Source organism: Pseudomonas sp. ML2-2023-6 (assembly GCF_037055265.1).
Classification (GTDB): domain Bacteria; phylum Pseudomonadota; class Gammaproteobacteria; order Pseudomonadales; family Pseudomonadaceae; genus Aquipseudomonas; species Aquipseudomonas kulmbachensis.
In genome coordinates this window covers 2,192,468-2,214,352 of sequence record NZ_CP146347.1, presented here as the reverse complement: position 1 = coordinate 2,214,352, position 21,885 = coordinate 2,192,468, and the positions used below count along the sequence as shown (strand labels likewise).

At 55.4% G+C, this 21,885-nt stretch carries 22 protein-coding genes and 1 tRNA gene; 8 read left to right on the top strand and 15 right to left on the bottom strand.

Features of this window, described 5'->3' with window-relative positions; all coding sequences use genetic code 11:
• Positions 1-24: 24 nt before the first annotated feature.
• From V6L79_RS10275 to dapA, 8 genes are all read right to left on the bottom strand, one after another.
• Positions 25-516 carry a hypothetical protein gene (locus V6L79_RS10275; RefSeq protein WP_338580152.1) on the bottom strand — a complete coding sequence of 164 codons (492 nt, stop codon included), beginning with the start codon at positions 514-516 and terminating at the stop codon, positions 25-27.
• Between the two features lie 34 nt (positions 517-550).
• The gene (locus tag V6L79_RS10270) at positions 551-844 is read right to left on the bottom strand and encodes a hypothetical protein (RefSeq protein WP_095008382.1); all 294 of its coding nucleotides are present in this window, start codon (positions 842-844) and stop codon (positions 551-553) included.
• A gap of 867 nt (positions 845-1,711) precedes the next feature.
• Positions 1,712-2,587, bottom strand: coding sequence for a hypothetical protein (locus tag V6L79_RS10265; RefSeq protein ID WP_338580151.1), 876 nt, complete (start codon positions 2,585-2,587; stop codon positions 1,712-1,714).
• Between the two features lie 304 nt (positions 2,588-2,891).
• Positions 2,892-2,981 (bottom strand) — tRNA-Ser (locus V6L79_RS10260).
• 91 nt (positions 2,982-3,072) lie between these two features.
• Positions 3,073-3,786, bottom strand: coding sequence for a phosphoribosylaminoimidazolesuccinocarboxamide synthase (gene purC, locus V6L79_RS10255; RefSeq protein WP_019410660.1), 714 nt, complete (start codon positions 3,784-3,786; stop codon positions 3,073-3,075).
• A 28-nt stretch (positions 3,787-3,814) separates the two neighbouring features.
• Positions 3,815-4,573, bottom strand: coding sequence for an MBL fold metallo-hydrolase (locus V6L79_RS10250; RefSeq protein ID WP_338580150.1), 759 nt, complete (start codon positions 4,571-4,573; stop codon positions 3,815-3,817).
• Positions 4,574-4,577: 4 nt separating this feature from the next.
• Positions 4,578-5,693, bottom strand: a complete 1,116-nt coding sequence (gene bamC / locus V6L79_RS10245) for an outer membrane protein assembly factor BamC (protein WP_261741468.1) — start codon at positions 5,691-5,693, stop codon at positions 4,578-4,580.
• A gap of 17 nt (positions 5,694-5,710) precedes the next feature.
• A complete protein-coding gene (dapA, locus tag V6L79_RS10240) occupies positions 5,711-6,589 on the bottom strand; it encodes a 4-hydroxy-tetrahydrodipicolinate synthase (protein WP_261741467.1) in 879 nt (292 codons plus the stop codon).
• A 328-nt stretch (positions 6,590-6,917) separates the two neighbouring features.
• Here dapA and V6L79_RS10235 point away from each other — a divergent pair, with 328 nt between their 5' ends.
• On the top strand, positions 6,918-7,478 hold the full coding sequence (locus V6L79_RS10235) for a glycine cleavage system protein R (RefSeq protein ID WP_261741466.1): 561 nt from the start codon (positions 6,918-6,920) through the stop codon (positions 7,476-7,478).
• Between the two features lie 13 nt (positions 7,479-7,491).
• Complete coding sequence (locus V6L79_RS10230) at positions 7,492-7,965, top strand: peroxiredoxin (RefSeq protein WP_321836694.1); 474 nt, start codon at positions 7,492-7,494, stop codon at positions 7,963-7,965.
• 138 nt (positions 7,966-8,103) lie between these two features.
• On the opposite strand, the gene queF is transcribed toward V6L79_RS10230, so the two are convergent.
• Together queF and V6L79_RS10220 are read right to left on the bottom strand one after the other, a co-directional pair.
• A complete protein-coding gene (gene queF / locus V6L79_RS10225; RefSeq protein ID WP_261741464.1) occupies positions 8,104-8,934 on the bottom strand; it encodes an NADPH-dependent 7-cyano-7-deazaguanine reductase QueF in 831 nt (276 codons plus the stop codon).
• Positions 8,935-9,016: 82 nt separating this feature from the next.
• Positions 9,017-9,553, bottom strand: coding sequence for a cupredoxin family protein (locus tag V6L79_RS10220; protein ID WP_321836032.1), 537 nt, complete (start codon positions 9,551-9,553; stop codon positions 9,017-9,019).
• Between the two features lie 150 nt (positions 9,554-9,703).
• On the opposite strand from V6L79_RS10220, the gene V6L79_RS10215 reads away from it, so the two are divergent.
• Positions 9,704-10,384 (top strand): heavy metal response regulator transcription factor, encoded by a 681-nt coding sequence (locus tag V6L79_RS10215; protein ID WP_261741462.1) that lies wholly within the window; start codon positions 9,704-9,706, stop codon positions 10,382-10,384.
• Positions 10,384-11,733, top strand: a complete 1,350-nt coding sequence (locus V6L79_RS10210; RefSeq protein WP_321836030.1) for a heavy metal sensor histidine kinase — start codon at positions 10,384-10,386, stop codon at positions 11,731-11,733. Before V6L79_RS10215 ends, V6L79_RS10210 begins: the two co-directional genes overlap by 1 nt.
• A gap of 92 nt (positions 11,734-11,825) precedes the next feature.
• On the opposite strand, the gene V6L79_RS10205 is transcribed toward V6L79_RS10210, so the two are convergent.
• The 3 genes from V6L79_RS10205 to V6L79_RS10195 all read right to left on the bottom strand — a co-directional run bounded on the left by V6L79_RS10205 (position 11,826) and on the right by V6L79_RS10195 (position 15,075).
• Positions 11,826-13,070, bottom strand: a complete 1,245-nt coding sequence (locus V6L79_RS10205) for a lipoprotein-releasing ABC transporter permease subunit (RefSeq protein ID WP_261741460.1) — start codon at positions 13,068-13,070, stop codon at positions 11,826-11,828.
• A 63-nt stretch (positions 13,071-13,133) separates the two neighbouring features.
• A complete protein-coding gene (lolD, locus tag V6L79_RS10200) occupies positions 13,134-13,817 on the bottom strand; it encodes a lipoprotein-releasing ABC transporter ATP-binding protein LolD (RefSeq protein ID WP_261742393.1) in 684 nt (227 codons plus the stop codon).
• Between the two features lie 7 nt (positions 13,818-13,824).
• Positions 13,825-15,075, bottom strand: coding sequence for a lipoprotein-releasing ABC transporter permease subunit (locus V6L79_RS10195; protein WP_261741459.1), 1,251 nt, complete (start codon positions 15,073-15,075; stop codon positions 13,825-13,827).
• A gap of 94 nt (positions 15,076-15,169) precedes the next feature.
• Between V6L79_RS10195 and V6L79_RS10190 the strand changes: the two genes are divergently transcribed.
• Complete coding sequence (locus V6L79_RS10190; RefSeq protein WP_338580149.1) at positions 15,170-15,775, top strand: PilZ domain-containing protein; 606 nt, start codon at positions 15,170-15,172, stop codon at positions 15,773-15,775.
• A 15-nt stretch (positions 15,776-15,790) separates the two neighbouring features.
• Positions 15,791-16,513: a glycerophosphodiester phosphodiesterase gene (locus tag V6L79_RS10185; protein WP_261741457.1), complete on the top strand. Its 723-nt coding sequence runs from the start codon at positions 15,791-15,793 to the stop codon at positions 16,511-16,513.
• 42 nt (positions 16,514-16,555) lie between these two features.
• Here the strand turns inward: V6L79_RS10185 and sthA are convergent, their stop codons facing one another.
• Positions 16,556-17,950: a Si-specific NAD(P)(+) transhydrogenase gene (gene sthA, locus V6L79_RS10180; RefSeq protein WP_261741456.1), complete on the bottom strand. Its 1,395-nt coding sequence runs from the start codon at positions 17,948-17,950 to the stop codon at positions 16,556-16,558.
• A gap of 236 nt (positions 17,951-18,186) precedes the next feature.
• On the opposite strand from sthA, the gene V6L79_RS10175 reads away from it, so the two are divergent.
• Both V6L79_RS10175 and V6L79_RS10170 read left to right on the top strand, forming a co-directional pair.
• The gene (locus V6L79_RS10175; RefSeq protein ID WP_321836692.1) at positions 18,187-18,750 is read left to right on the top strand and encodes a chalcone isomerase family protein; all 564 of its coding nucleotides are present in this window, start codon (positions 18,187-18,189) and stop codon (positions 18,748-18,750) included.
• A gap of 155 nt (positions 18,751-18,905) precedes the next feature.
• Complete coding sequence (locus tag V6L79_RS10170; RefSeq protein ID WP_338580148.1) at positions 18,906-20,204, top strand: MFS transporter; 1,299 nt, start codon at positions 18,906-18,908, stop codon at positions 20,202-20,204.
• A 166-nt stretch (positions 20,205-20,370) separates the two neighbouring features.
• Here the strand turns inward: V6L79_RS10170 and V6L79_RS10165 are convergent, their stop codons facing one another.
• Positions 20,371-21,834, bottom strand: a complete 1,464-nt coding sequence (locus V6L79_RS10165; RefSeq protein WP_261741453.1) for a glyceraldehyde-3-phosphate dehydrogenase — start codon at positions 21,832-21,834, stop codon at positions 20,371-20,373.
• Positions 21,835-21,885 lie beyond the last annotated feature (51 nt).

Below are 21,885 nucleotides of genomic sequence, written 5' to 3'. Positions count from 1 at the left end.
CAAAAGGTATTCTCACGATACCTTTTAGAAATCGATACCAACGTACAATTCCACCTTTGCTTGGCTTTTTTCATAGAAACGATAAGTTTCTACATACTTCTTATCAATCATTCCATCTGCATCTAATGCACATTTATTCAGCGGCTCGCAAAAACGACCATCTGTTTTGCTATTAATTTCTGAAGAATTTCCGAATGCTCTCGAATTTAGCCTGAAAAGAATTACTCCTTTACGATTCCCATTCACGGTTTCAACAAGCCCCAACACCCTCAACAAGTTTATTGCTTTTGTTCTTGTTTTAGGCTGCTTTATACCCAGCACTTTATCTAAATCAGCATAACAAACTGTACATTCATTATTTCTATCCATCGCTTCAGCAGCTAAATCCAGTATCGTTCTCGCGTAGCTATCACACATACCCGCAGCAAAAATCACTGGCAATGCATTTTTGTAGGTTTTTACATAGATAATTTTATCCTTTGTCTTGCCCAACACGCTTGTAAAAGGGTTTTTCATTTACTTCTCCGAATCTTCGTTTCTTCACTGCGCATTATTTATTTATCAAAACTTCTATCAAAAACATATTGCATTTTTTGTCGTACTCTTCACTTATCAACTTCCTTTTTCTCAATATGTTTAGTGCTACACGCACAGTTTCTTTTGATTTTGAAAGGTACGCCCCCATTCTTTCGTAATTTTCGTATGCAATTTGATGTTTACCTAAATTCTCATCAGACTCAATCATTAGATACATTAGCAACGTGAATGCCGTAGTGCTTTCTTTTGCTAATTCAGCCAAGCGTTCTTTTGTTTTATCTCTTCTGCTGATATATGCGTATGACATTTTTCATCCCCTTTATTTTTCTTGTTTTATCAATATAACATTTACCTAACAGATTTTTAGGGGTTAAGCGAAATATTTTCGAAAAATATTATAATGTCTGATTATTCCTGCTCATTACAAACGATTATTATCAAAGGGCATTTCCATGCCAAATCTCAAACTCAATAGGCTTATCGTAAGAATTGGCTATTTATTGAACAATTTTGGTTACGATTAAAAGGTAGCACAGTACCTTTCATAAATGGCTTAACACAGATTTACGTGGAAATAAGTGGCTTTAAAAGGTAGTACAGTACCTTTTAATTGGGGGGTAAATCAGGTTATAAAAGGTAGTACAGTACCTAAGATCTCCTCCACAGCCCTTTAAATTCAAGGGGGCAAAACGTATAGCGTGCGTGCCGCGCATTAAAGTTTTTAGAAACCAATGAAAAAACGAAACGCCAGAAATTTTCCCGAAACCAAAAAACATATTGGGAACAAAAAAAAGGGAACTGGAAAGCAAACCTCTCAATTAGAAATTTTTTTAAAAAACAACGAATCCTTTCGATGATAGAAAATCCACTCGCTTCGCGGGAATTGAGAATTTTTCTAGATGATGATATTCAGAATCCTTGTTTCTATTCAATCCAGTTGTGAGAACAACCGGCAAATCAAAAGCAGATTTAAAGATTTTTAGGTTTTAGTTTGGGTAGTGTTATAAGTAATGATTGAATTGTGCGTTTTAGAGCAATCCTAGGGTGTTCTACGATGAGGCACACCAGAAAAGGGTTAGAGCGTGAAATTCAGGGCTTTATGAGTCAATCCAGAGCATTGCACCGAGAATTAACTCACTTAACTTTTTTCGCTCAACTTCATAAAGTAAGGCTTTTATACAAAACCTTTAATTACTGTAAACATTTCATACGGAGGATTATCTTCAATATCATTAATCCCGCGATTAGCAGTGAATATTATTTTATTAAACCCATCGGCAAAGCTGTAAGCAATTTCTTCTGAATTTGAATCACATATCAAATCTACATTTCTGATAGTCAAAATATCATCACTACTTGACATTCGCACCATTAACGAAAGTCTTTTGTAATTGTCATGATCTGGATAATCGCCATTTTCATCAACAAGAGTTATGGCTGTACACTTTGAATTCTCTCCAGCCCCACTTTCTATTCGAATATAAAAATTTCCGTCCCTTACATTCATTTCTGCAAATTGCGATTTATACCAAAATACAACTAAATCTTTATTATCAAAATATCCGATACTAAAAATTCTTCCCACCAAATCGAATTTCATTTTTTCAATCTGATTCATCAGTGCAAATCTTTTCAGACCAAGCTCATCCCCTTTGCTTTTTATGTAATCAATATAAGCATCCGCTTCTAAGAAATGCATTTTGATTTTCATTGTCAAAACAAAGCTCTTCAATGTAAAAGCAATCTCAATCCACTCATCAACAACGGTGGTGGTCATATTGCCCGCACCAACCCGGCTTGGTTCTTTTGCACCTAGGTCATAGATAAAAACCTCTGCACCTTTTTGAGCTACTGCATAAAATTCAATACAGCGGTTTGATGACATAAGAGAAAATGCTAAGCCATTTGCATTTTCATCATTCAAAACATAAAAGCAATTTTCAAATTTTTCATTACCATTCCCTTCTCGTCCATCGAGAGTAACGTTAATTGTCTTACTGACTAACAAAAGCCGAGGAATATCTAACATGCCAAAATCTGGATTGTCCAAGCTCATAACCCTCAAAATCATCAAATCTAGCGATAACGGCAGCGTCTAAGGCTCTACGCGCCCCTCTAAGACGCACACCCTACTCGTTGCGCCTAGTCATGGCAAAACGTCTTATACGCGCTCACAGCGGCTCACCAAGTTCTGATTTCTTCGCCCTTGGCTTTTCGGTCATGCTGGTCAAATTTTGAGCAAAAAAAAGCCCCAATCCGCAGATCAGGGCTATTTTATTTTGGTACAAAGCGTTGGTACAAAACGCTTTTTTTGCCCCCTCGTAAGTGCTTGATTTACAAGGGTTTTCTATGTATGGCGGAGAGATAGGGATTCGAACCCTAGGTACTGTCGCCAGTACAACGGATTTCGAATCCGTCCCATTCGGCCACTCTGGCATCTCTCCAACGGCGCGAATAATAGCGCGGTTTTTGATTATGGCAAAGCCTTTTTTCAAAAAAACCGCGCTGTATCAGTTGCTTGCGCGCCTTTACAGCTTAAAGCGGAACGCCGAGACGGTTGGCAACTTCTTCGTAGGCTTCGATTACGTCACCCAGACCCTGACGGAAGCGGTCCTTGTCCATTTTCTTGCCAGTTGCCTTGTCCCACAGACGGCAGCCATCCGGGCTGAATTCGTCACCCAAAACGATGCTGCCGTCGTGGAAAACGCCGAATTCAAGCTTGAAGTCCACCAGCAGCAAGCCAGCGTCGTCGAACAGTTTGTTCAATACGTCGTTGACCTTGAGCGACAGTTCTTTCATGCGAACCAGTTGCTCGGCAGTGCCCCAACCGAATGCCACTACGTGGGATTCGTTGATGAACGGGTCGCCCTTGGCGTCGTCCTTCAGGAACAGTTCGAAGGTGTACGGATTGAGCTTCATGCCCTCTTCCACACCCAGACGCTTGACCAGGCTGCCTGCAGCGTAGTTACGCACAACGCACTCGACCGGGATCATGTCGAGTTTTTTGACCAGACATTCGTTGTCGCCCAGCAGTTTGTCGAATTGGGTCGGCACGCCGGCTTCTTCGAGTTTCTGCATGATGAAGGCGTTGAACTTGTTGTTCACCATGCCTTTGCGATCAAGCTGTTCAATACGCTTGCCGTCGAACGCCGAAGTGTCGTTGCGAAACAGCAGGATCAAGCGGTTTTCGTCATCGGTTTTGTAAACCGATTTCGCTTTACCGCGATAGAGTTCTTCACGTTTTTCCATGATGGGCTCCGCATGCTAAGTAAGTGGGCTAGGCGATTGTGCGCCAGTCGAGCCCTGAATCTTGATCGGCCAGTTGCAGCCAGTCCGGGTCGCACCCAAGGGTGTCGACGAAACATTGCCGGGCCAGCTGCGGCAGGTTGTTCTTGCTGCTGAGGTGGGCCAGTACCAGGTGTTGCAGGTCTTGCCAGCCCAACTCGGCCACCAGGCTTGCGGCCTGATGGTTATTCAAATGTCCTTCCTGGCCGCCTACACGCCGCTTGAGAAAAGCAGGGTAGTGACCACGGGCAAGCAGGTCGCGGCAATGGTTGGCCTCGATCATCAATGCATCCAGGTTGCTATAGCTGTCCAGCACACCAGCGCAGTACGAGCCCAGATCGGTCAGCAGGCCAAAGCGCCGCTTGCCGTCACTGAACACGTACTGGGTGGGTTCCTGAGCATCATGGGCAACCAGGGTCACACTGATGGTCAACGCCCCTATCTGCAACGTCTCGCCACCTGCCACGTAACCGGCAGGCTCCAAGGGTTTGCGCATCCCGCGCTGAGTACCGCGACTCATGTACACCGGCAAATTGTAGCGCCGAGACAGCAAACCCACGCCATGCACGTGATCGGCATGTTCGTGGGTTACCAGTATCGCGCTCAATTGGTGCGCGTTAACGCCCAACCGGGCCAGGCGGCGCTCGGTTTCTCGTAACGAGAAACCGCAATCGACCAGTACATAAGTGTTGTCGCTGGTTATCAGCGTGCCATTCCCTTGGCTACCACTGCCGAGAACGGCAAAACGCATAGAATCAGCCCAGGTTGTCTTGAATCACGCCCAACACTTTGCGCGCCACTTCTGGCGAGGCAACGGTGTTGATGTTTTCTTCGACAGTGACCTGCACGCTGTCACCGACCTTGCTCAGGCGAACCTGATAGCGCTGGGCACGGGCTTCAACTTCTTCCTTGTCCGGCTTGCTGCCGAAGAGGCCAGAGAAGAAACCAGGTTTCTCGTCCTTCTTCTCGGCTTTTTCGGCGAGGTTGATGTAGTACAGGCCCAAGGTGCGGTTGATGTCTTCAACGCGCCATTCGCCCTGCTCAAGCGCACGCCCAACACCTGACCAGGCACGGTCGAGGTCTTCGGTCAGGGTAAGTACCGGGTTGCCGCTGCCGTCTTCGCTCAGGGTGACGCGGGCCGGGGTGTCGAAATCACGCGCTGCAAGCAACGAGACCGAACCGCCCTTCTCGGCGCTGCGGCTCATGCTGATCAGCATTTCATCAACCAGAGCAGCATCCAGACCGGTGTTGACCGAGCGGTTGCCGAAATCGACATTCGCGGTGCTGTCCGCTGGACGGTTGGCACTGACGACGTAGATTTCGCTGGTGTTGCGCTGCACACCCGGCTCGATGCGCACCCGCAGGCGGGTCTCGCTGTCGGAGGCCAGGCCGCTGCTGCCCACGTGACGGGCCATCGGAGCCGAAAGCTCGTCAGCACGCTGCCAGGTTGTGGTGAACTCGCCGGTTTGCGGGCGTTGCTCGTCGATACGGAAACCGTTGTCCTGGAAGAACTGCATCGCTACCGGCCAGACTTCGGATGGAGAGCGTTGCGCCATTACCCAGCGGCTGTCACCGCTTTTTTGCAGGCTGTAGTCGCTGGCGCTGGCAGCAACCGTCAATGGTTGTGGCCGCGGCACGTCAAACTCGCCCGTAACGGTGTCGTCGGGTACGTTGCTCGGGATCGGCAACAGCGGCACAAGGCGCTTGTCTGTCTGGACACCCGCTGGCAATTGCATCGGGGCGGTTTGACGCGCCTCCAGATAATCACTGCCACGGTCACGGAAGTACCCGTCTTGACCCCACAGCCAACCGCAGCCGCTGGTGCTCGAAATAATCACGGCTAGTGCGGAAAGTCCGGCCAATCGCTTCATGCGTAGTGCTTCCTCAATTAAACCAAAACACCGGACTGGCGCATTGCCTGACGCAGCGGTTCGTGGCAAGGCTCGCTGAGCCAGGTGAGTGGCAGACGGATACCGTCCGACATCAAGCCCATCTCGCTCAGAGCCCATTTCACGGGGATAGGGTTGGATTCGATAAACAGGGTTTTATTGAGCGGCATCAGCTTTTCGTGGATCGCGCGGGCAGTGACGGCATCGCCACGCATCGCAGCGGCACACATTTCGCTCATGTCACGCGGGGCAACGTTGGCAGTTACCGAGATATTGCCCTTGCCGCCGAGCAGGATCAGCTCGACTGCGGTGGCGTCGTCGCCGGAGTACACCAGGAAGTCATCGCTCACACCTGCGAGGATGACCGGTACGCGCGTCAGGTCGCCGGTGGCTTCCTTGATACCGATGATGTTCGGCACGGTGGAAAGACGAATGACGGTGGCCGGCAGCATGTCGCAGGCGGTACGGCCCGGAACGTTGTAAAGGATCTGCGGGATATCGACTGCTTCAGCGATGGCCTTGAAGTGCTGATACAGGCCTTCCTGGGTCGGCTTGTTGTAATACGGCGTTACCAGCAGACATGCATCGGCGCCAGCGGCCTTTGCATTAGTGGTGAGTTCGATCGCTTCACGCGTCGAGTTGGCGCCCGTACCGGCAATCACCGGAATACGCCCTGCAACCTGTTTGACAACGTGACGAATCACTTCGATGTGTTCGTTCACATCCAGAGTTGCCGATTCACCTGTAGTGCCAACGGCAACAATGGCGTTGGTGCCCTCTTGCAGGTGAAAGTCCACCAGTTTGCTCAGAGCGTCCCAATCAAGACGACCTTGTGCATCCATAGGTGTGACCAGTGCCACCATACTGCCCGCAATCATGCAACCGCTCCTGCCGGAAAAAGAGAGCCGTAATGGTACTGGCGCCATGACCCTTGCACAAGCAACAGCGCGCCCGATGAGCATTCCCCTTAGCGTTGCTTTTCGCTACCCTTCAGGCTTTGATTGGTACTGATGTGCGTGCGGGTCTGTTTCACAGCCCTTCACCAGACGCTCAAAGCCCCGCCCAAACGCCGCCGAGCGCGGTTTGCAGAGCCTGCAAACCGTCTGTAATGGCGTGTTCTCGGGGTTCAGGCGTTTGAGAGGCAACTGAATATTCGACTCGCAGCCCATCGACCGTACTGACCGCTCATCGTTTTAGGAAGGCTGCATGTCCACCCCCACAGTCCGCGAACAATTCCTTGTCATCAGTGCCCTTGGCGCCAACCCAATGGAGCTGACTAACGTCCTGTGTCGCGCCAGCCATGAAAATCGCTGCGCCGTCGTGACCTCGCGCCTGACTCGCCACGGCGAATGCAGTGCGCTGGTCCTGGAAATCACCGGTAGCTGGGACGCCCTGGCGCGCCTTGAAGCAGGCTTGCCAGCGCTGGCCAAAAAACATGCGTTCAGCGTCAATGTTGTGCGCAGTGCCGCCCTTGAAATCCGCCCTCAAGCGCTGCCGTATGTCGCTTACGTGAGTTCGGCCTACCGCTCGGACATCATCAACGAGCTGTGCCAGTTTTTCATGGACCACCAGGTTGAACTGGAAAACCTGACATGCGACACCTATCTGGCCCCACAGACCGGCGGCACCATGCTCAATGCCACGTTCACCGTAACCTTGCCGGCTGGTGTACAAATCAGCTGGTTGCGCGATCAGTTCCTGGACTTCGCCGACGCGTTGAACCTGGACGCACTGATCGAACCGTGGCGCCCACAGAACCCGATGTAAGGAAACCGACTTAATGGCCGTTGCAATTGACCAACCCGTAGACGACTTCCAGATCCCGGCGACGAGTGAAAAAACCGTCAGCTTGTCGCAGCTCAAGGGCAAGCAGGTGGTGATTTACTTCTACCCCAAGGACAGCACACCGGGCTGCACCACCGAGGGCCAGGGCTTTCGCGACCATTACGCCGAGTTCCAGGCGGCCAATACTGAAGTGTTCGGCGTGTCCCGCGACAGCCTCAAGTCCCATGAAAACTTTAAGGCCAAGCAGGGTTTCCCGTTTGAGTTGCTGAGCGACAAGGACGAAGCCCTGTGCCAGCTGTTTGACGTGATCAAGCTGAAAAAGCTGTATGGCAAGGAATACATGGGCGTTGATCGCAGCACTTTCCTGATCGACAAGAATGGTGTGCTGCGCCATGAGTGGCGCGGGGTGAAAGTGCCAGGGCATGTCGAAGCCGTGCTGGAGCAGGCGAAGGCACTGAGCCGGATCTAAGAGCTCCGATCACTTTGTAGGCGCTGCCGAAGGGATACTTCAAGCGTGGGAGCGAGCCTGCTCGCGAAGAGCAATTCGCGAGCAGGCTCGCTCCCACGAGGGGATCGACCCGCAACAGAGTATCTACAGCATTTGCTGTTACTGACGCACCAACCGCACATTCTGGAACTCGACCGCTTCGGTGCTGCGGTACGGGTTGATATCCAGCCCGCCACGGCGCACATAGCGCGCATACACGGTCAACTTCTCGGGCTTGAGCAAGCGCTGCAAGTCGAGAAAGATCCGCTCCACACATTGCTCATGGAAGTCCGAGTGCTGGCGAAAGCTCACCAGATACGCCAGCAGACTGGCGTGATCCAGCGCCGCGCCACGGTATTGCACCACAACAGTGCCCCAATCCGGCTGGCTGGTGACCGGGCAGTTGGATTTAAGCAAATGGCTGTAAACGCTTTCTTCAACGACCCGCGAATCATCGCACTTGAGCAGCTCAGGACGCGGCTGCGCATAATCGCTGACCGTGATGTCCAGGTCATCAATGCACACACCCGGCAAAACGGCCACGCCATCAGCCTGAAACTCATCCAGACTTCGTACGCGCACGCTGACAGGTTTACCAGATGCAGCTGACAGATCAGCCTGTAATGTGGCCACAAGGCTTGGCGTATCGGCAAACACACTCTGATTCAGCGAGTTCAGGTACAACTTGAACGACTTGGATTCGACAATATTTGGCGAATCAGCGGCAAAGCAGAACTCGCCAATGGCCACCACCGGCTTGCCCGATGGCAACAGCCATGACAGTTCGAAGCAGGTCCAGAAATCCACCCCGACGTAAGGCAGGGTTTCGGCGCTCAGGCCCAGCTCTGCCCATTTCGCCGCACGCGGGATCGGGAACAGCAAGGACGGGGTATAGGTGCTGATGTATTCACTGGACTTGCCCAGCGGGGAATGTTCGGCGGCGGGATGCATGACAAAAAACCTGGCTAGAAAAACCCGGTAATTCTATCGGGTTTAAGCCAGGCTTTCAGCGTTCACTGACGATCAGGGCGTTTTAAGGCGCCACTTTTACCTTGCCGACCATACCCGCCTGGTAGTGACCGGGCACATTACAGGCAAATTCCAGGTTGTCGGCCTTGCTGAAAGTCCAGGTCAGCTCAGCGGTTTTACCCGGCTCCACCAGCACACTGTTAGGGTCGTCGTGCTTCATGCCGGGCATCTCCATCGAACCGTGGCCCATTGCCGAGTGATCCATGGCCCCGCGCCCCACGCCGGTCGGCGTGAGCATGCCGCTTTGCTGCATTTCGAGCATTTCCTTCTGGTGCGCCGCGTGCATTGCCGCATTGCCCAGGTTGAATTCGTGCAGCAACTGCCCATTATTGACCAGTACAAAACGTACGGTCTCACCGGCTTTCACCTCCAGTGACTTTGGCGTGAAAGCCATGTCGGTCATGTCCACCTCCACCGTACGCGTGGCACTGGCGGCTGGCGCAGGCTGGCCGAAATCATAATGGCCGGCAGGCGAGGCCATCACCGGCAAACCCAAAGCCAATAAACAGGCCGCGAGCGACAAACGGATACGTACGGTCATACTTGCTCCCAGAAACCAAAAGTCATATCACCACTTTAAAATCCCGGTACTGGCATTCAACTGACCGTAAGATTACAACTTTGTCAGCTTGACCCTACATAACGAGCGGCAAGGTATAAGGCTGAGGTTAATTTTTACGATGAGTCGACCATGAAACTGCTGATTGTCGAAGACCAGGTTAAAACCGGCCAGTACTTGCGCCAGGGCTTGAGCGAGGCCGGGTTCACCGCCGAACTGGCTGCCGACGGTATTACCGGGCAACACTTGGCACTGACAGGCGACTACTCGCTGCTGATTCTCGACGTCATGTTGCCCGGTCGCGATGGTTGGCAAATCCTGCAAGCGGTACGCAGCGCAGGGCTGACCATGCCGGTGCTGTTCTTGACCGCGCGCGATGCCGTCGACGACCGCGTCCACGGGCTGGAACTGGGGGCCGACGACTATCTGGTCAAGCCGTTCGCATTTTCCGAACTGCTGGCGCGGGTGCGCAGCCTGCTGCGTCGCGGCAGCAATACACCGCAGGAAACCAGCCTGCAACTGGCCGATCTGCGTCTGGACCTGATCCGCCGCCGCGCAGAACGCAACGGCCAGCGCATAGACCTCACCGCCAAGGAGTTCTCCCTGCTGGAACTGCTGCTGCGCCGCCAAGGCGAGGTGCTGCCCAAGTCCCTGATTGCCTCGCAGGTGTGGGACATGAACTTTGATAGTGACACCAACGTCATCGAAGTCGCGATCCGCCGCCTGCGCCTGAAAATCGACGACAGCCATGAGCAGAAGTTGATCCATACCGTCCGCGGCATGGGCTACGTACTCGAAGAGCGCAGCAGTTGATGCGCCGGCTGTCCCTGAGCAGCCGCCTGGCACTGTTGTTTGCAGGCTGCACTGCGGTGGTATCGCTGTTTGCCGGGGTGCTGTTCGGACGGGCCAGCGAAGTACATTTTGTCGAGCTCGATCAGCAACTGATGGAAAGCCGCCTCGCCGTCTTGCGCAGCACGCTGCAAGGGGCAGACACCCTGGAGCGCTTCACCCTGCGCCTGCCGGCACTGCAACAGGACCTGACCCACCAGCCGGATCTTGCAGTGCGGGTGCGCGGCCCGGACGGGCACCTGTGGTTTGACAGCTCACCGCGCCTGCCACTTGACCTTGAAACCCGGCCGGGCCTGGGCAGCCTACAAATCAATGGCACCGATTACCGCGTGCTGGTGCCACAGAACGACAACCCAAACGCCCCGCATCTGACGCTGTTGCTGGACATCACCCACCACCAGCACTTTCTGCAGCGCATGCAACGCCTGATCTGGATGACTGTCGGCCTCTCAGCGCTGGCTACGGCAATTCTCGGCGCCTGGGCAGCACGTAGCGGCCTGCGCCCCTTGCGTCGCATGAGCGCGATTGCAGCCAGTGTTTCGGCTGACTCGCTCAACGCCCGCTTGCCCCAGGAACAAATGCCCAGCGAACTGGCGGACCTGGCCACTGCCTTCAATGCCATGCTTGAACGGCTGGACGAATCATTTCAGCGATTGTCGGCGTTCTCCGCCGATATCGCGCATGAGTTGCGCACTCCGCTATCCAACTTACTGACCCACACTCAAGTCACCCTGACCCGCCCACGGGGCATTGAAGAGTATCGCGAGGCACTGCACAGCAACCTCGAGGAACTGCAATGGATGGCCCAGCTGGTCAACGATATGTTGTATCTGGCCAAGGCCGACCATGGCTTGCTTACGCCGCGCCGCGAGCCGCTGGACCTCAGCCATGAAGTGGAGGCGCTGCTGGAATTTTATGCGCTATTGGCCGAAGACTCGCAGATAGGGCTGAGCCGCGAAGGCAGCGCGCACCTGGCAGGTGATCGGAGCATGCTGCGCCGCGCCCTCTCCAACCTGCTGGATAACGCACTGCGCTATACGCCAAACGGGGGTGCGATCAAGGTCCTGATTGGCCAATCAACGACCGGGGTACGCATCAGCATCGAGAACACTGGCGACGGGATACCCGCCGAGTTGCTACCGCGCCTGTTTGACCGGTTCTATCGGGCAGACCCGGCGCGCCGTGAAGGCAGTAGCGAGCATGCGGGGCTGGGGCTGGCGATCACCCAGTCGATCATACGTGCCCATGGTGGGCAGATTCGCTGTGAGTCGCAGGAAGGGATCACACGGTTTGTAATTGAGTTGCCTGCCTGACCTTCTCGCGATACAGGCGCTGCGGTCTGTCATGCTAACCGCAGTGATCCAATCGCGAGCAAGCCCGCTCCCACATATAACGGCGAATCCAATCAGGAATAGCGCAGCGCATGGGCCGGCTGGATTTTGGCTGCACGGTACGCGGGGTACAGCGTGGCCAAAAAGCTCAGCACAAAGCCCGCGCCACAGATCAACGCCACATCACCACCTTGCAACTCTGACGGCAGATTGCTGACGAAATACACGTCGGAACTGAAGATGTGCTGCCCGGAAACCCGCTCCATCCAACCCACCAGCTCACTGACATTCAACGCCGCAATCACCCCCAGCACGCCACCAATCAAGGTGCCGACGATGCCGATCACCGTACCCTGGACCATAAAAATCGCCATGATCTGGCGCGGTGTAGCGCCAATGGTGCGCAAAATTGCGATATCCGCGCCCTTGTCGTTCACCACCATGATCAGTGTGGCGATGATGTTAAACGCCGCCACGGCAACGATCATCAGCAGCAACAGACCAATCATGGTTTTTTCCATTTTCATGGCACTGAACAGACTGCCCTGGGTGTGGGTCCAGTCGTCCGCCTTGTAACCATCCCCCAGGCCCGCTGCCACCTGCTGCGAAACCTGCGGCGCCGCGTAAAGGTCCTTGACCGCCAGGCGCACGCTTTGCACCTGATTCGGCTCCCAGTGTTGAATGGCAGCAGCATCGGCCATATGGATCAGGCCCATGGTGCCATCCAGCTCAGCCCCGACCTTGAAGATGCCCACCACGTTCAAACGCTGTAAACGCGGGGTGATCCCGCCCGGCGCAGTACTGGCCTCGGGCACGATCAAAGTGATCTTGTCACCGACCGCCAGGCGAAAACGCCGCGCTGTAATATCACCCAGCACCACACCGAACTCGCCCGGTTTCAGGTCTTCGAGACTGCCCTGCGCAATATGCTGGGTCACGATCGACACCTTGCCTTCCTGAGCCGGGTCAATACCGCTGATCTGGATCGGCTGCATCAACCCCTTGAAGGACAGCATGCCGTCCAGCTCGGTGAAGGGCACAGCTGCCGTGACTTCAGGATTTTTCATCGCGGCATCGGCTACCGGGCGCCAGTCATCAATCGGTTTTACCCCAACGATGGTCGCGTGCGGCACCATACCAAGGATGCGATTACTCATTTCACGCTGAAAACCGTTCATCACCGACAACACCACGATCATCGCCAGCACGCCCAGGGCGAGGCCGATCATCGAGGTCATGGAGATAAACGAAACAAAACGATTGCGGCGCTTGGCGCGGGTATAGCGCGTGCCGATAAAAATCGATAACGGTCTGAACATTCGCGGGCACCGTATAAAAATTAAAGACCCGACACCTGCTGGCAGGCGCCGGGTTCTGGCCGATCAGATCGCGGTCAGGCAACCTTCCTGGAGGTGCAACACGCGGTCCATTTGGCGGGCCAGATTCATGTCGTGCGTCACCACCAGGAACGCAGTGCGCATCGACGTGCTGAGCTCCAGCATCAGATCCTGAATGCCTTGGGCGGTGTGCGAATCGAGGTTGCCGGTGGGCTCGTCGAGCATCACCAGCCCCGGCTTGTTGACCAGTGCTCGGGCAATTGCCACACGCTGGCGCTCGCCGCCCGACAACTCCGACGGCTTGTGCTCCAGGCGATGGCCCAGACCCACCCGGGTCAACAATGCAGTGGCACGCTCACGCGCCTCGGGGATCGCCGTCTTGCCGATCAACAGCGGCATGCAGACGTTTTCCAGCGCAGTAAACTCGGGCAGCAAGTGGTGGAACTGGTAAACGAAACCCAACGAACGATTACGCAACAGGCCACGGGCCTTTTCGCCCAGCGCTGACAGCTCTTCACCGGCCAGCCAGACGCTGCCGGTAGTCGGGGTATCAAGGCCGCCGAGCATATTGAGCAGGGTACTTTTGCCCGAGCCCGAGGTGCCGACAATCGCTACCCGCTCACCGGGATGCAGCTCAAGCTGCAGGCCCGACAGTACAACCACTGATTCCGGGCCTTCCTCATAGGACTTGCCCAGGTTGCGGCAACTCAACACTGCTTGTTCTTTCATGCCCAACTCACTCATAACGAAGCGCCTGCGCAGGCTGGGTGCGCGCAGCACGCCAGGCCGGGTACAAGGTCGCGAGGAAACTCAGAACCAATGCCGCACCGCACACCATCAACACGTCCTGCGCCTGCAATTGCGACGGCAGGTAGTCGATGAAATACACGTCGGCATTGAGAAACTTGTGCCCGATCAGACCTTCCAGGGCCGAGATCGCGGCGCTGACATTAAGTGCGGCAAACATCCCGACCACAGCCCCGATCGCGGTTCCGACCACACCGATCACCGTGCCCTGCACCATAAAGGTCGCCATGATTGTGCCCGGCGTTGCACCCAGGGTGCGCAGGATGGCGATGTCGCCTTTCTTGTCATTGACCACCATCACCAGCGTGGAAATGATGTTGAACGCGGCCACGGCCACAATCAGCAACAGCAGCAGGCCGATCATGGCTTTTTCCATGCGAATGGCCTGGTACAGATTGCCGTGCGTACGGGTCCAGTCACGGGCGTAATACTGGTTTTCACCCAACTGCTGGGCGATTTCCCAAGCCGTGCGCGGGGCCTCGAACAGATCATCGAACTTGAGCCGCAGGCCCTGCACCTGATCGGGTTTCCAGCGCTGCAAACGCGCCAGATCCTGCAGGTTGGTGATACCTAGATAACCGTCAATCTCACCGGCGCCGACATGGAAAATGCCCTGCACGGTGAAGCGCTTCATGCGCGGGAACATGCCTGCCGGGGTCACGGTGACTTCCGGCGCAACAAAGGTCAGCTTGTCACCAACGGCCACGCCGAGTTTTTTCGCCGCCTTGTCGCCAATGATGATGCCGAAGCTGCCCGGAGTCAGCGAATCGAGCTGCCCCTGCTGCATAAACTGATCGATGATCGACACATTGCGCTCCTGCGCCGGGTCGATGGCATTGAGCAGTACCTTCTGCACATTGCCGTCATTGGTCAGCAAACCCTGCATCTGGGTGAACGGCGCAACCGCCTCCACCTTCGGGTTTTGCTTGACCTTGGCGGCCAGGCTTTGCCAGTCGCTGATCGGTTGATCGCCGACGATAGTCGCGTGGGGCACCATGCCCAGCACACGGGTGCGCATCTCATGATCGAAGCCGTTCATCACCGACAGCACCACAATCATCACGACCACGCCGAGGGCGAGTCCGATCATTGAAGTCAGAGAAATGAACGACACAAAATGATTGCGGCGCTTTGCACGGGTATAACGCGTGCCGATAAATAAAGAGAGAGGTCTGAACATGTCGGGGCTTGTTCGAGGGAAAAGAAGACGTCCTTGTGGCGGGGCCTGATAAGCAGCTTTACACTCAGACCACAGCCGCCATCACGGGTTCGCCATGTCGACATTAAATGACGCAGATCGCCGCGAATACTACCGTATCGAGGATCTGATCGCACTGGAAATAACCCCGCTGTCGGCCCCCGAAGCCGCGAGCAGCGAAGTGTTGCAGGATGCGTCGCCGTTGTTCAATTTGCTCAGTGAGTTGCACCTGAGCGAATTCGAGTCCCAACACCTGCTGCGCCAGATCAGCGAGCGTGATCGTGCACTTTCCAGCTACCTTAAAACCCTGAATAAACGCGTCGAACTGCTCAGCCAGATCGTCGCACAAACCGTGCTGGGCAAAATCGGCGAGCCGCAGCCAGTACAGCTGTCCGAAGCCGGTATCGCGTTTCATCACCCGCACGCCTACCCGGCGGGCAGCCACCTGTCGATCAAGCTGGTATTGATGCCACAAGCCCTGGGCTTGCTGCTGCGCGCCCGCGTCAGCGAATGCCTGGCGCAGGGTGCAGGTTACAAAATAGACACTGAGTTTGAATCCATCACCGATACGCAACGCCAGCTGTTGGCGCGCTATATTTTGCAAAAACAGGCACAGGCACGCCGCCTGGCCCGCGAACAATACGAATCTGCGGCCGAGCAAGCACCGGGCCGTGAGCACTAATTACAAGGAGCAATTGTGACCCTGATTTATGGCCACCGCGGCGCCAAAGGCGAAGCACCGGAAAACACCCTTGCCAGCTTTGAGCAATGCCTCAAGCATGGCGTTCGTCGCTGTGAGCTCGACCTGCATCTGTCCAAGGATGGCGAGCTGATGGTAATCCACGACCCGACGCTCAAACGCACCACGGACCGGCGCGGCAAGGTGATCGAACAAACCGCTGCCGATCTGGTGACCTATGACGCACGCAAGGGCGGCCCGGGCTGGATGCACCCGTGCCCGATCCCGCGTCTTGAAGAACTGTTTGAGAAATGCAACTTCGAGCACTGGCAGCTGGAAGTCAAAAGCGCCTCACGCACCCGCGCAGCCACTACCGTGCTGGCGATTCGTGAAATGGCGGTACGTCACGGCATCCTGGACAAGGTCACCGTCACATCCAGTTCTCGCGAAGTGCTCAAGGCTGCGCTGGAGTTGACCCCGGATCTGTCACGCGGACTGGTAGCCGAATACGCCTGGCTCGACCCGATCAAGGTCGCCCAGAGCTATGGCTGCGAGATGTTGGCGCTGAACTGGACACTTTGCACGCCTGAACGCCTTGAGAAGGCACAGCGCCAGGGCTTGCATGTGTCGGTATGGACAGTCAACGAGCCTGCGCTGATGCGCAGGCTCGCCGACTTCGGCGTAGATAGCCTGATTACAGACTTTCCCGGTTTGGCCACTGCCACCCTTGGGAATGGCTGAAATCGGTCTCCCCGGCCGGCTCAGGCCACCGGCCGGAGCCGCTTAAAAAAGCCGGTTTAGACCATCGTAAGCAGCTACCCGATAGGCTTCAGCCATGGTCGGGTAGTTGAACGTGGTGTTAACGAAGTACTTCAAGGTATTGAGCTCACCCGGCTGGTTCATGATCGCCTGACCGATGTGCACAATCTCCGACGCCTGATAACCGAAGCAGTGAACGCCCAGCACTTGCAGGGTTTCACGGTGGAACAGGATTTTCAGCATGCCCTGAGGCTCACCGGCAATCTGCGCCCGCGCCATGCTCTTGAAGAACGCCTTGCCCACTTCATACGGCACCTTGGCCTGGGTCAGCTCTTGCTCGTTCTTGCCGATCGAGCTGATCTCCGGAATGGTGTAGATCCCGGTTGGCACGTCATTGACGAAGCGCCAGCTGCCATTATCAACGATGCTGCCCGCCGCCGAACGCCCCTGGTCATGCGCGGCACTGGCCAGGCTTGGCCAGCCGATCACATCGCCTGCGGCATAGATGTTCGGCACTGTGGTGCGGTAATTCTCATCAACCGTAACCTGGCCACGGCCGTTGGCCTTGATGCCAATGTTTTCCAGGCCCAGCTGATCGGTATTGCCGGTACGGCCATTGCACCAGAGCAAGGCGTCGGCCTTGATCTTCTTGCCGGATTTGAGGTGCAGGATCACGCCGTTTTCAACGCCTTCAACCCGCTCGTACTCTTCGTTGTGGCGCACGGTGATGTTGTTGTTGCTGAAGTGGTAGCTCAGCGCTTGCGAGATCTCGGAGTCGAGGAAGCTCAGCAGTTGCTCGCGGTTATCCACCAGCTCAACCAAAACCCCCAGACCACTGAAGATCGACGCGTATTCACAACCGATCACGCCAGCACCGTAAACGATCAGCTTGCGCGGGGTGTGGCCCAGGCTGAGGATGGTGTCGCTATCGTAGATGCGCGAGTGGCTAAAATCGATATCGGCCGGGCGATATGGACGCGAGCCGGTGGCAACGATGACTTGCTTGGCCATCAAGGTTTCAACCACGCCATTGGCGCAGACCACTTCGATAGTTTGCTCGTCGGTAAAGCTGCCGGTGCCGAAGAACAGGTCGATACGGTTACGTGCGTAGTAGCCCGTGCGGGAAGCGACCTGCTTGGAGATAACTTTTTCTGCGCTTTTCAGTACGTCCGGGAACGAGAACCAGCGCGGCTCACCAATGGCCCGAAACATCGGATTGGTGTTGAACTGCATGATCTGGCGGACCGAGTGACGCAGGGCTTTGGACGGGATAGTGCCCAAGTGCGTGCAGTTGCCACCGACCTGACGTCGGCTATCGACCATCGCTACCTTGCGCCCTGCTTTTGCGGCGTTCATTGCCGCACCTTCTCCTGCCGGGCCGGAACCCAGTACCACTACGTCGTAGTTGTAGACAGCCATGCGTACTCCTCAGAACAGGCCGTGGCACCCTGTGGGCACCTGCGGCTAAATCATGTCGCGGCCAGCGCCATGAAGGATCAAAACGTGGGGCACAGTCTATAGAAGCCTGAACGCCGCGAACATTAACCCTTGGTCTGGTCGTTGGCTATTTTTGTATTCACTACATAGGCGATTGAGCTTCACTCTTGTGTAGCCGCTGCCGCAGGCTACATTTCAATCGATCAGAGCCACCCATCATGCGCCAGATGTTGATCGTACTTTTGCTGATCTACAGCACCACCGGCGTGGCCGCCGAGCCTGCTCGATTAAAAGAAGCCAATTTTCCAGATCACTGGACAGACGGCTCGCAAGTCATGGAACGCAAAGGCCAGATCGTACTGACGTATTTGTGGGCCGACATCTACGCCGCCGCCCTGTTCACCCAACCTGGCATCACCCCGCAACAGGCCTTTAACGAACAGCTCGACTTGCGCATTGAGCTGTTTTATCTGCGCGACCTGGATCACGGTGATATCACCAAAGCATCCGCCACTATCCTCAAGCGCCAGCAATCAGCAGCCATCCTGGCCAGTCTCGACGGCCCATTAAAAAAACTGCAAGCCAGCTTCGGCGACATCAAACGTGGCGACCGCTATGCCCTGGACTACGACCCGCAACGCGGATTGAACATCGAGCGCAATGGCGCGGTGATTTTCAACAGCCAGAATCAAGAACTGGCCAAGATCTACCTGGGGATATGGCTCGCACCCGAAGGTCTGCCCGAAAACCTTCGCCTGAATTTATTAGCACAAAGCCCCTGACCCGCGCGTGTAGCAGCAACAAATGTTGCCTACAATTCTCGATACACATATTGTTACAAAACTGTTTTGCACCATGGCGCATGCCTTGAGCTTGCAGTGTGGACGAGTAAAAACATGGATTGCGCATAAAAACAGATAAGAGCAGGTGATTTCAGATGGCCTCCAGTACGGGCAAAGGCAAGGCGATTTTTCGCGTTGTCAGCGGTAACTTCCTAGAGATGTTCGACTTTATGGTCTTTGGCTTTTACGCCACGGCCATTGCCAAAACCTTCTTTCCAAGCGACAGCGCTTTCGCCTCATTAATGCTCGCCCTCGCGACCTTCGGTGCCGGTTTCCTGATGCGCCCACTGGGTGCGATCTTTCTCGGCGCCTACATCGACCGTCATGGTCGCCGCAAAGGCCTGATCATTACCCTCGCACTGATGGCCATGGGCACCGTGCTGATTGCCTGCGTACCGGGCTATACCACCTTGGGCGTTGCAGCGCCGTTGCTGGTATTGGTCGGGCGCTTGTTGCAAGGCTTTTCGGCAGGCGTGGAACTGGGCGGCGTGTCGGTGTACCTGGCGGAAATCGCCACACCCGGACGCAAGGGTTTCTTTGTCAGCTGGCAGTCTGCTAGCCAACAAGCGGCCGTGGTGTTTGCCGGCTTGCTCGGGGTTGGCCTCAACCACTGGCTGAGCCCTGAAGAAATGGGTGAATGGGGCTGGCGCATTCCGTTTCTGCTGGGCTGCATGATCGTGCCGGTGATCTTTGTGATCCGTCGCTCAATGGAAGAAACCCCAGAGTTCGAGGCTCGCAAACATCACCCTACCCTGCGGGAAATCGTGCGTTCTATCGGTCAGAACTTTGGCTTGGTACTGGGAGGCATGGCCCTGGTAGTGATGACCACCGTGTCGTTCTACCTGATTACCGCCTACACCCCGACCTTCGGCAAGGCAGAACTGCACCTGTCAGATCTGGATGCCTTGCTGGTGACCGTGTGCATTGGCCTGTCGAACTTCTTCTGGTTGCCAGTCATGGGCGCACTGTCTGACAAGATCGGTCGCAAACCGTTACTGCTGGGCGCCACCATTCTGGCGATCCTGACCGCCTATCCAGCGCTGTCATGGCTGGTAGCCAACCCGAGCTTCAGTCACCTGCTGATCGTCGAACTGTGGTTGTCGTTCCTGTATGGCTCGTACAACGGCGCGATGGTCGTAGCCCTGACCGAAATCATGCCGATTGAAGTGCGCACCACAGGTTTCTCGCTGGCCTACAGCCTCGCGACTGCGACCTTCGGCGGCTTTACCCCGGCGGCTTGCACCTACCTGATCCACGTCCTGGACAACAAGGCCGCCCCCGGCCTGTGGCTGACCGGCGCGGCAATACTGGGGTTGATTGCAACCGTGGTGCTGTTCCGTGGCAATCAGCACCAGTTACGTACGGCGCAATCGGCGGTGCCAAGTAACGGCTAAAAGGCTTCACACAACCTGTGGGAGCGGGCTTGCTCGCGATGCAGGCGATGCGGCTTCACTAAAACGCTGCGGTGATCCAATCGCGAGCAAGCCCGCTCCCACACGTTTTTTCTGCACAAAAAAAAACGCCCCGACAAATCGGGGCGTTTTCAGTTGCGGCGAGCGCTTAGCGTGGGAACGCAGGCGGGTTAACCCCGGCCATATCTTCCATCACGCGTACTACCTGGCAGCTGTAACCGAATTCGTTGTCGTACCACACGTACAGCACAACGCGGTTGTCATTGCAGATAGTGGCTTCAGCATCTACCACACCGGCGTGACGCGAACCTACGAAGTCAGTGGAAACCACTTCCTGCGAGCTCACGAAGTCGATTTGCTTGTGCAGATCGGAGTGCAGCGCCATGTGACGCAGGTACTCGTTCATTTCTTCACGGGTAGCCGGCTTCTCAAGGTTCAGGTTGAGGATGGCCATCGACACGTTTGGCGTCGGAACGCGGATCGCGTTACCGGTCAGCTTGCCGGCCAGTTCAGGCAATGCCTTGGCAGCAGCGGTGGCAGCACCGGTCTCGGTGATAACCATGTTCAGCGCGGCGCTACGGCCACGACGATCACCCTTGTGGAAATTGTCGATCAGGTTCTGGTCGTTGGTGTACGAGTGAACCGTTTCAACGTGACCGTTTACGATGCCGAACTTGTCGTTGACAGCCTTGAGCACCGGCACGATGGCGTTGGTGGTGCAGGATGCCGCCGAAACGATCTTGTCGTCTGCGGTGATTTCGCCGTGGTTGATGCCGTGAACGATGTTCTTCAGCTTGCCTTTACCAGGTGCGGTCAACACCACGCGGTCGATACCAGGGCACTGCAAGTGCTGGCCCAGGCCGTCTGCGTCACGCCATACGCCGGTGTTGTCCACCAGCAGCGCGTTCTTGATACCGTACTGGGTGTAATCCACCTCGGTAGGGTTCTTCGCGTAGATCACCTGGATCAGGTTGCCGTTGGCGGTGATGGTGTTGTTGGCTTCATCGACAACGATGGTGCCATCGAACGGGCCATGTACCGAGTCACGACGCAGCAGGCTTGCACGCTTGACCAGATCGTTGTCGGCGCCTTTGCGCACAACGATGGCACGCAGGCGCAGGCCGTCGCCACCACCGGTTTTTTCGATCAAGATGCGCGCCAGCAGACGGCCGATACGACCGAAGCCGTACAGCACAACGTCGGTGCCTTTACGTGCAGAAGCGTTTTGCTGACCTACTACATCGGCCAGTTCATCGCGCACAAACTGCTCAGCCGTGCGGCCATTGCCTTCGGCCTTGAACTTCACGGCCAGCTTGCCCAGGTCTACCGAAGCAGCGCCGAGCTTAAGCTCGCTCATTGCCTTGAGCAGCGGGAAAGTTTCGTGCACGGACAATTCGATGTCATCGGACTGACGATGGCGAGCAAAGCGGTGAGCCTTGAGAATCGCAATGACTGAACGGTTGATCAGGCTGCGGCCATAGATCGAGCTAACCACATTGTTATTGCGGTAAAGCTGACCGATAAGCGGAATCATCGCTTCTGCGAGTGCTTCACGGTCGATCCATTCACCAAGACACTGGTCGGGCTTCTGAGTCACGGGAACCTTCCACATGTAGGGGCTGAAAAAAGGGGCTACATTATGCCGCTGCGCCCCTGCAGGGGC

Bases quoted from the DNA above. Each gene is read 5' to 3' on its own strand.
- dapA (WP_261741467.1), bottom strand. From the start codon at position 6,589: ATGATTGCGGGCAGTATGGTGGCACTGGTCACACCTATGGATGCACAA.
- V6L79_RS10220 (WP_321836032.1), bottom strand. From the start codon at position 9,553: ATGACCGTACGTATCCGTTTGTCGCTCGCGGCCTGTTTATTGGCTTTG.
- purC (WP_019410660.1), bottom strand. From the start codon at position 3,786: ATGGAAAAACGTGAAGAACTCTATCGCGGTAAAGCGAAATCGGTTTAC.
- V6L79_RS10190 (WP_338580149.1), top strand. From the start codon at position 15,170: ATGTCGACATTAAATGACGCAGATCGCCGCGAATACTACCGTATCGAG.
- V6L79_RS10270 (WP_095008382.1), bottom strand. From the start codon at position 844: ATGTCATACGCATATATCAGCAGAAGAGATAAAACAAAAGAACGCTTG.
- V6L79_RS10165 (WP_261741453.1), bottom strand. From the start codon at position 21,834: ATGTGGAAGGTTCCCGTGACTCAGAAGCCCGACCAGTGTCTTGGTGAA.
- V6L79_RS10175 (WP_321836692.1), top strand. From the start codon at position 18,187: ATGCGCCAGATGTTGATCGTACTTTTGCTGATCTACAGCACCACCGGC.
- bamC (WP_261741468.1), bottom strand. From the start codon at position 5,693: ATGAAGCGATTGGCCGGACTTTCCGCACTAGCCGTGATTATTTCGAGC.
- V6L79_RS10235 (WP_261741466.1), top strand. From the start codon at position 6,918: ATGTCCACCCCCACAGTCCGCGAACAATTCCTTGTCATCAGTGCCCTT.
- sthA (WP_261741456.1), bottom strand. From the start codon at position 17,950: ATGGCTGTCTACAACTACGACGTAGTGGTACTGGGTTCCGGCCCGGCA.
- V6L79_RS10250 (WP_338580150.1), bottom strand. From the start codon at position 4,573: ATGCGTTTTGCCGTTCTCGGCAGTGGTAGCCAAGGGAATGGCACGCTG.
- V6L79_RS10170 (WP_338580148.1), top strand. From the start codon at position 18,906: ATGGCCTCCAGTACGGGCAAAGGCAAGGCGATTTTTCGCGTTGTCAGC.
- V6L79_RS10230 (WP_321836694.1), top strand. From the start codon at position 7,492: ATGGCCGTTGCAATTGACCAACCCGTAGACGACTTCCAGATCCCGGCG.
- V6L79_RS10215 (WP_261741462.1), top strand. From the start codon at position 9,704: ATGAAACTGCTGATTGTCGAAGACCAGGTTAAAACCGGCCAGTACTTG.
- lolD (WP_261742393.1), bottom strand. From the start codon at position 13,817: ATGAAAGAACAAGCAGTGTTGAGTTGCCGCAACCTGGGCAAGTCCTAT.
- V6L79_RS10275 (WP_338580152.1), bottom strand. From the start codon at position 516: ATGAAAAACCCTTTTACAAGCGTGTTGGGCAAGACAAAGGATAAAATT.
- V6L79_RS10195 (WP_261741459.1), bottom strand. From the start codon at position 15,075: ATGTTCAGACCTCTCTCTTTATTTATCGGCACGCGTTATACCCGTGCA.
- queF (WP_261741464.1), bottom strand. From the start codon at position 8,934: ATGCATCCCGCCGCCGAACATTCCCCGCTGGGCAAGTCCAGTGAATAC.
- V6L79_RS10210 (WP_321836030.1), top strand. From the start codon at position 10,384: ATGCGCCGGCTGTCCCTGAGCAGCCGCCTGGCACTGTTGTTTGCAGGC.
- V6L79_RS10205 (WP_261741460.1), bottom strand. From the start codon at position 13,070: ATGTTCAGACCGTTATCGATTTTTATCGGCACGCGCTATACCCGCGCC.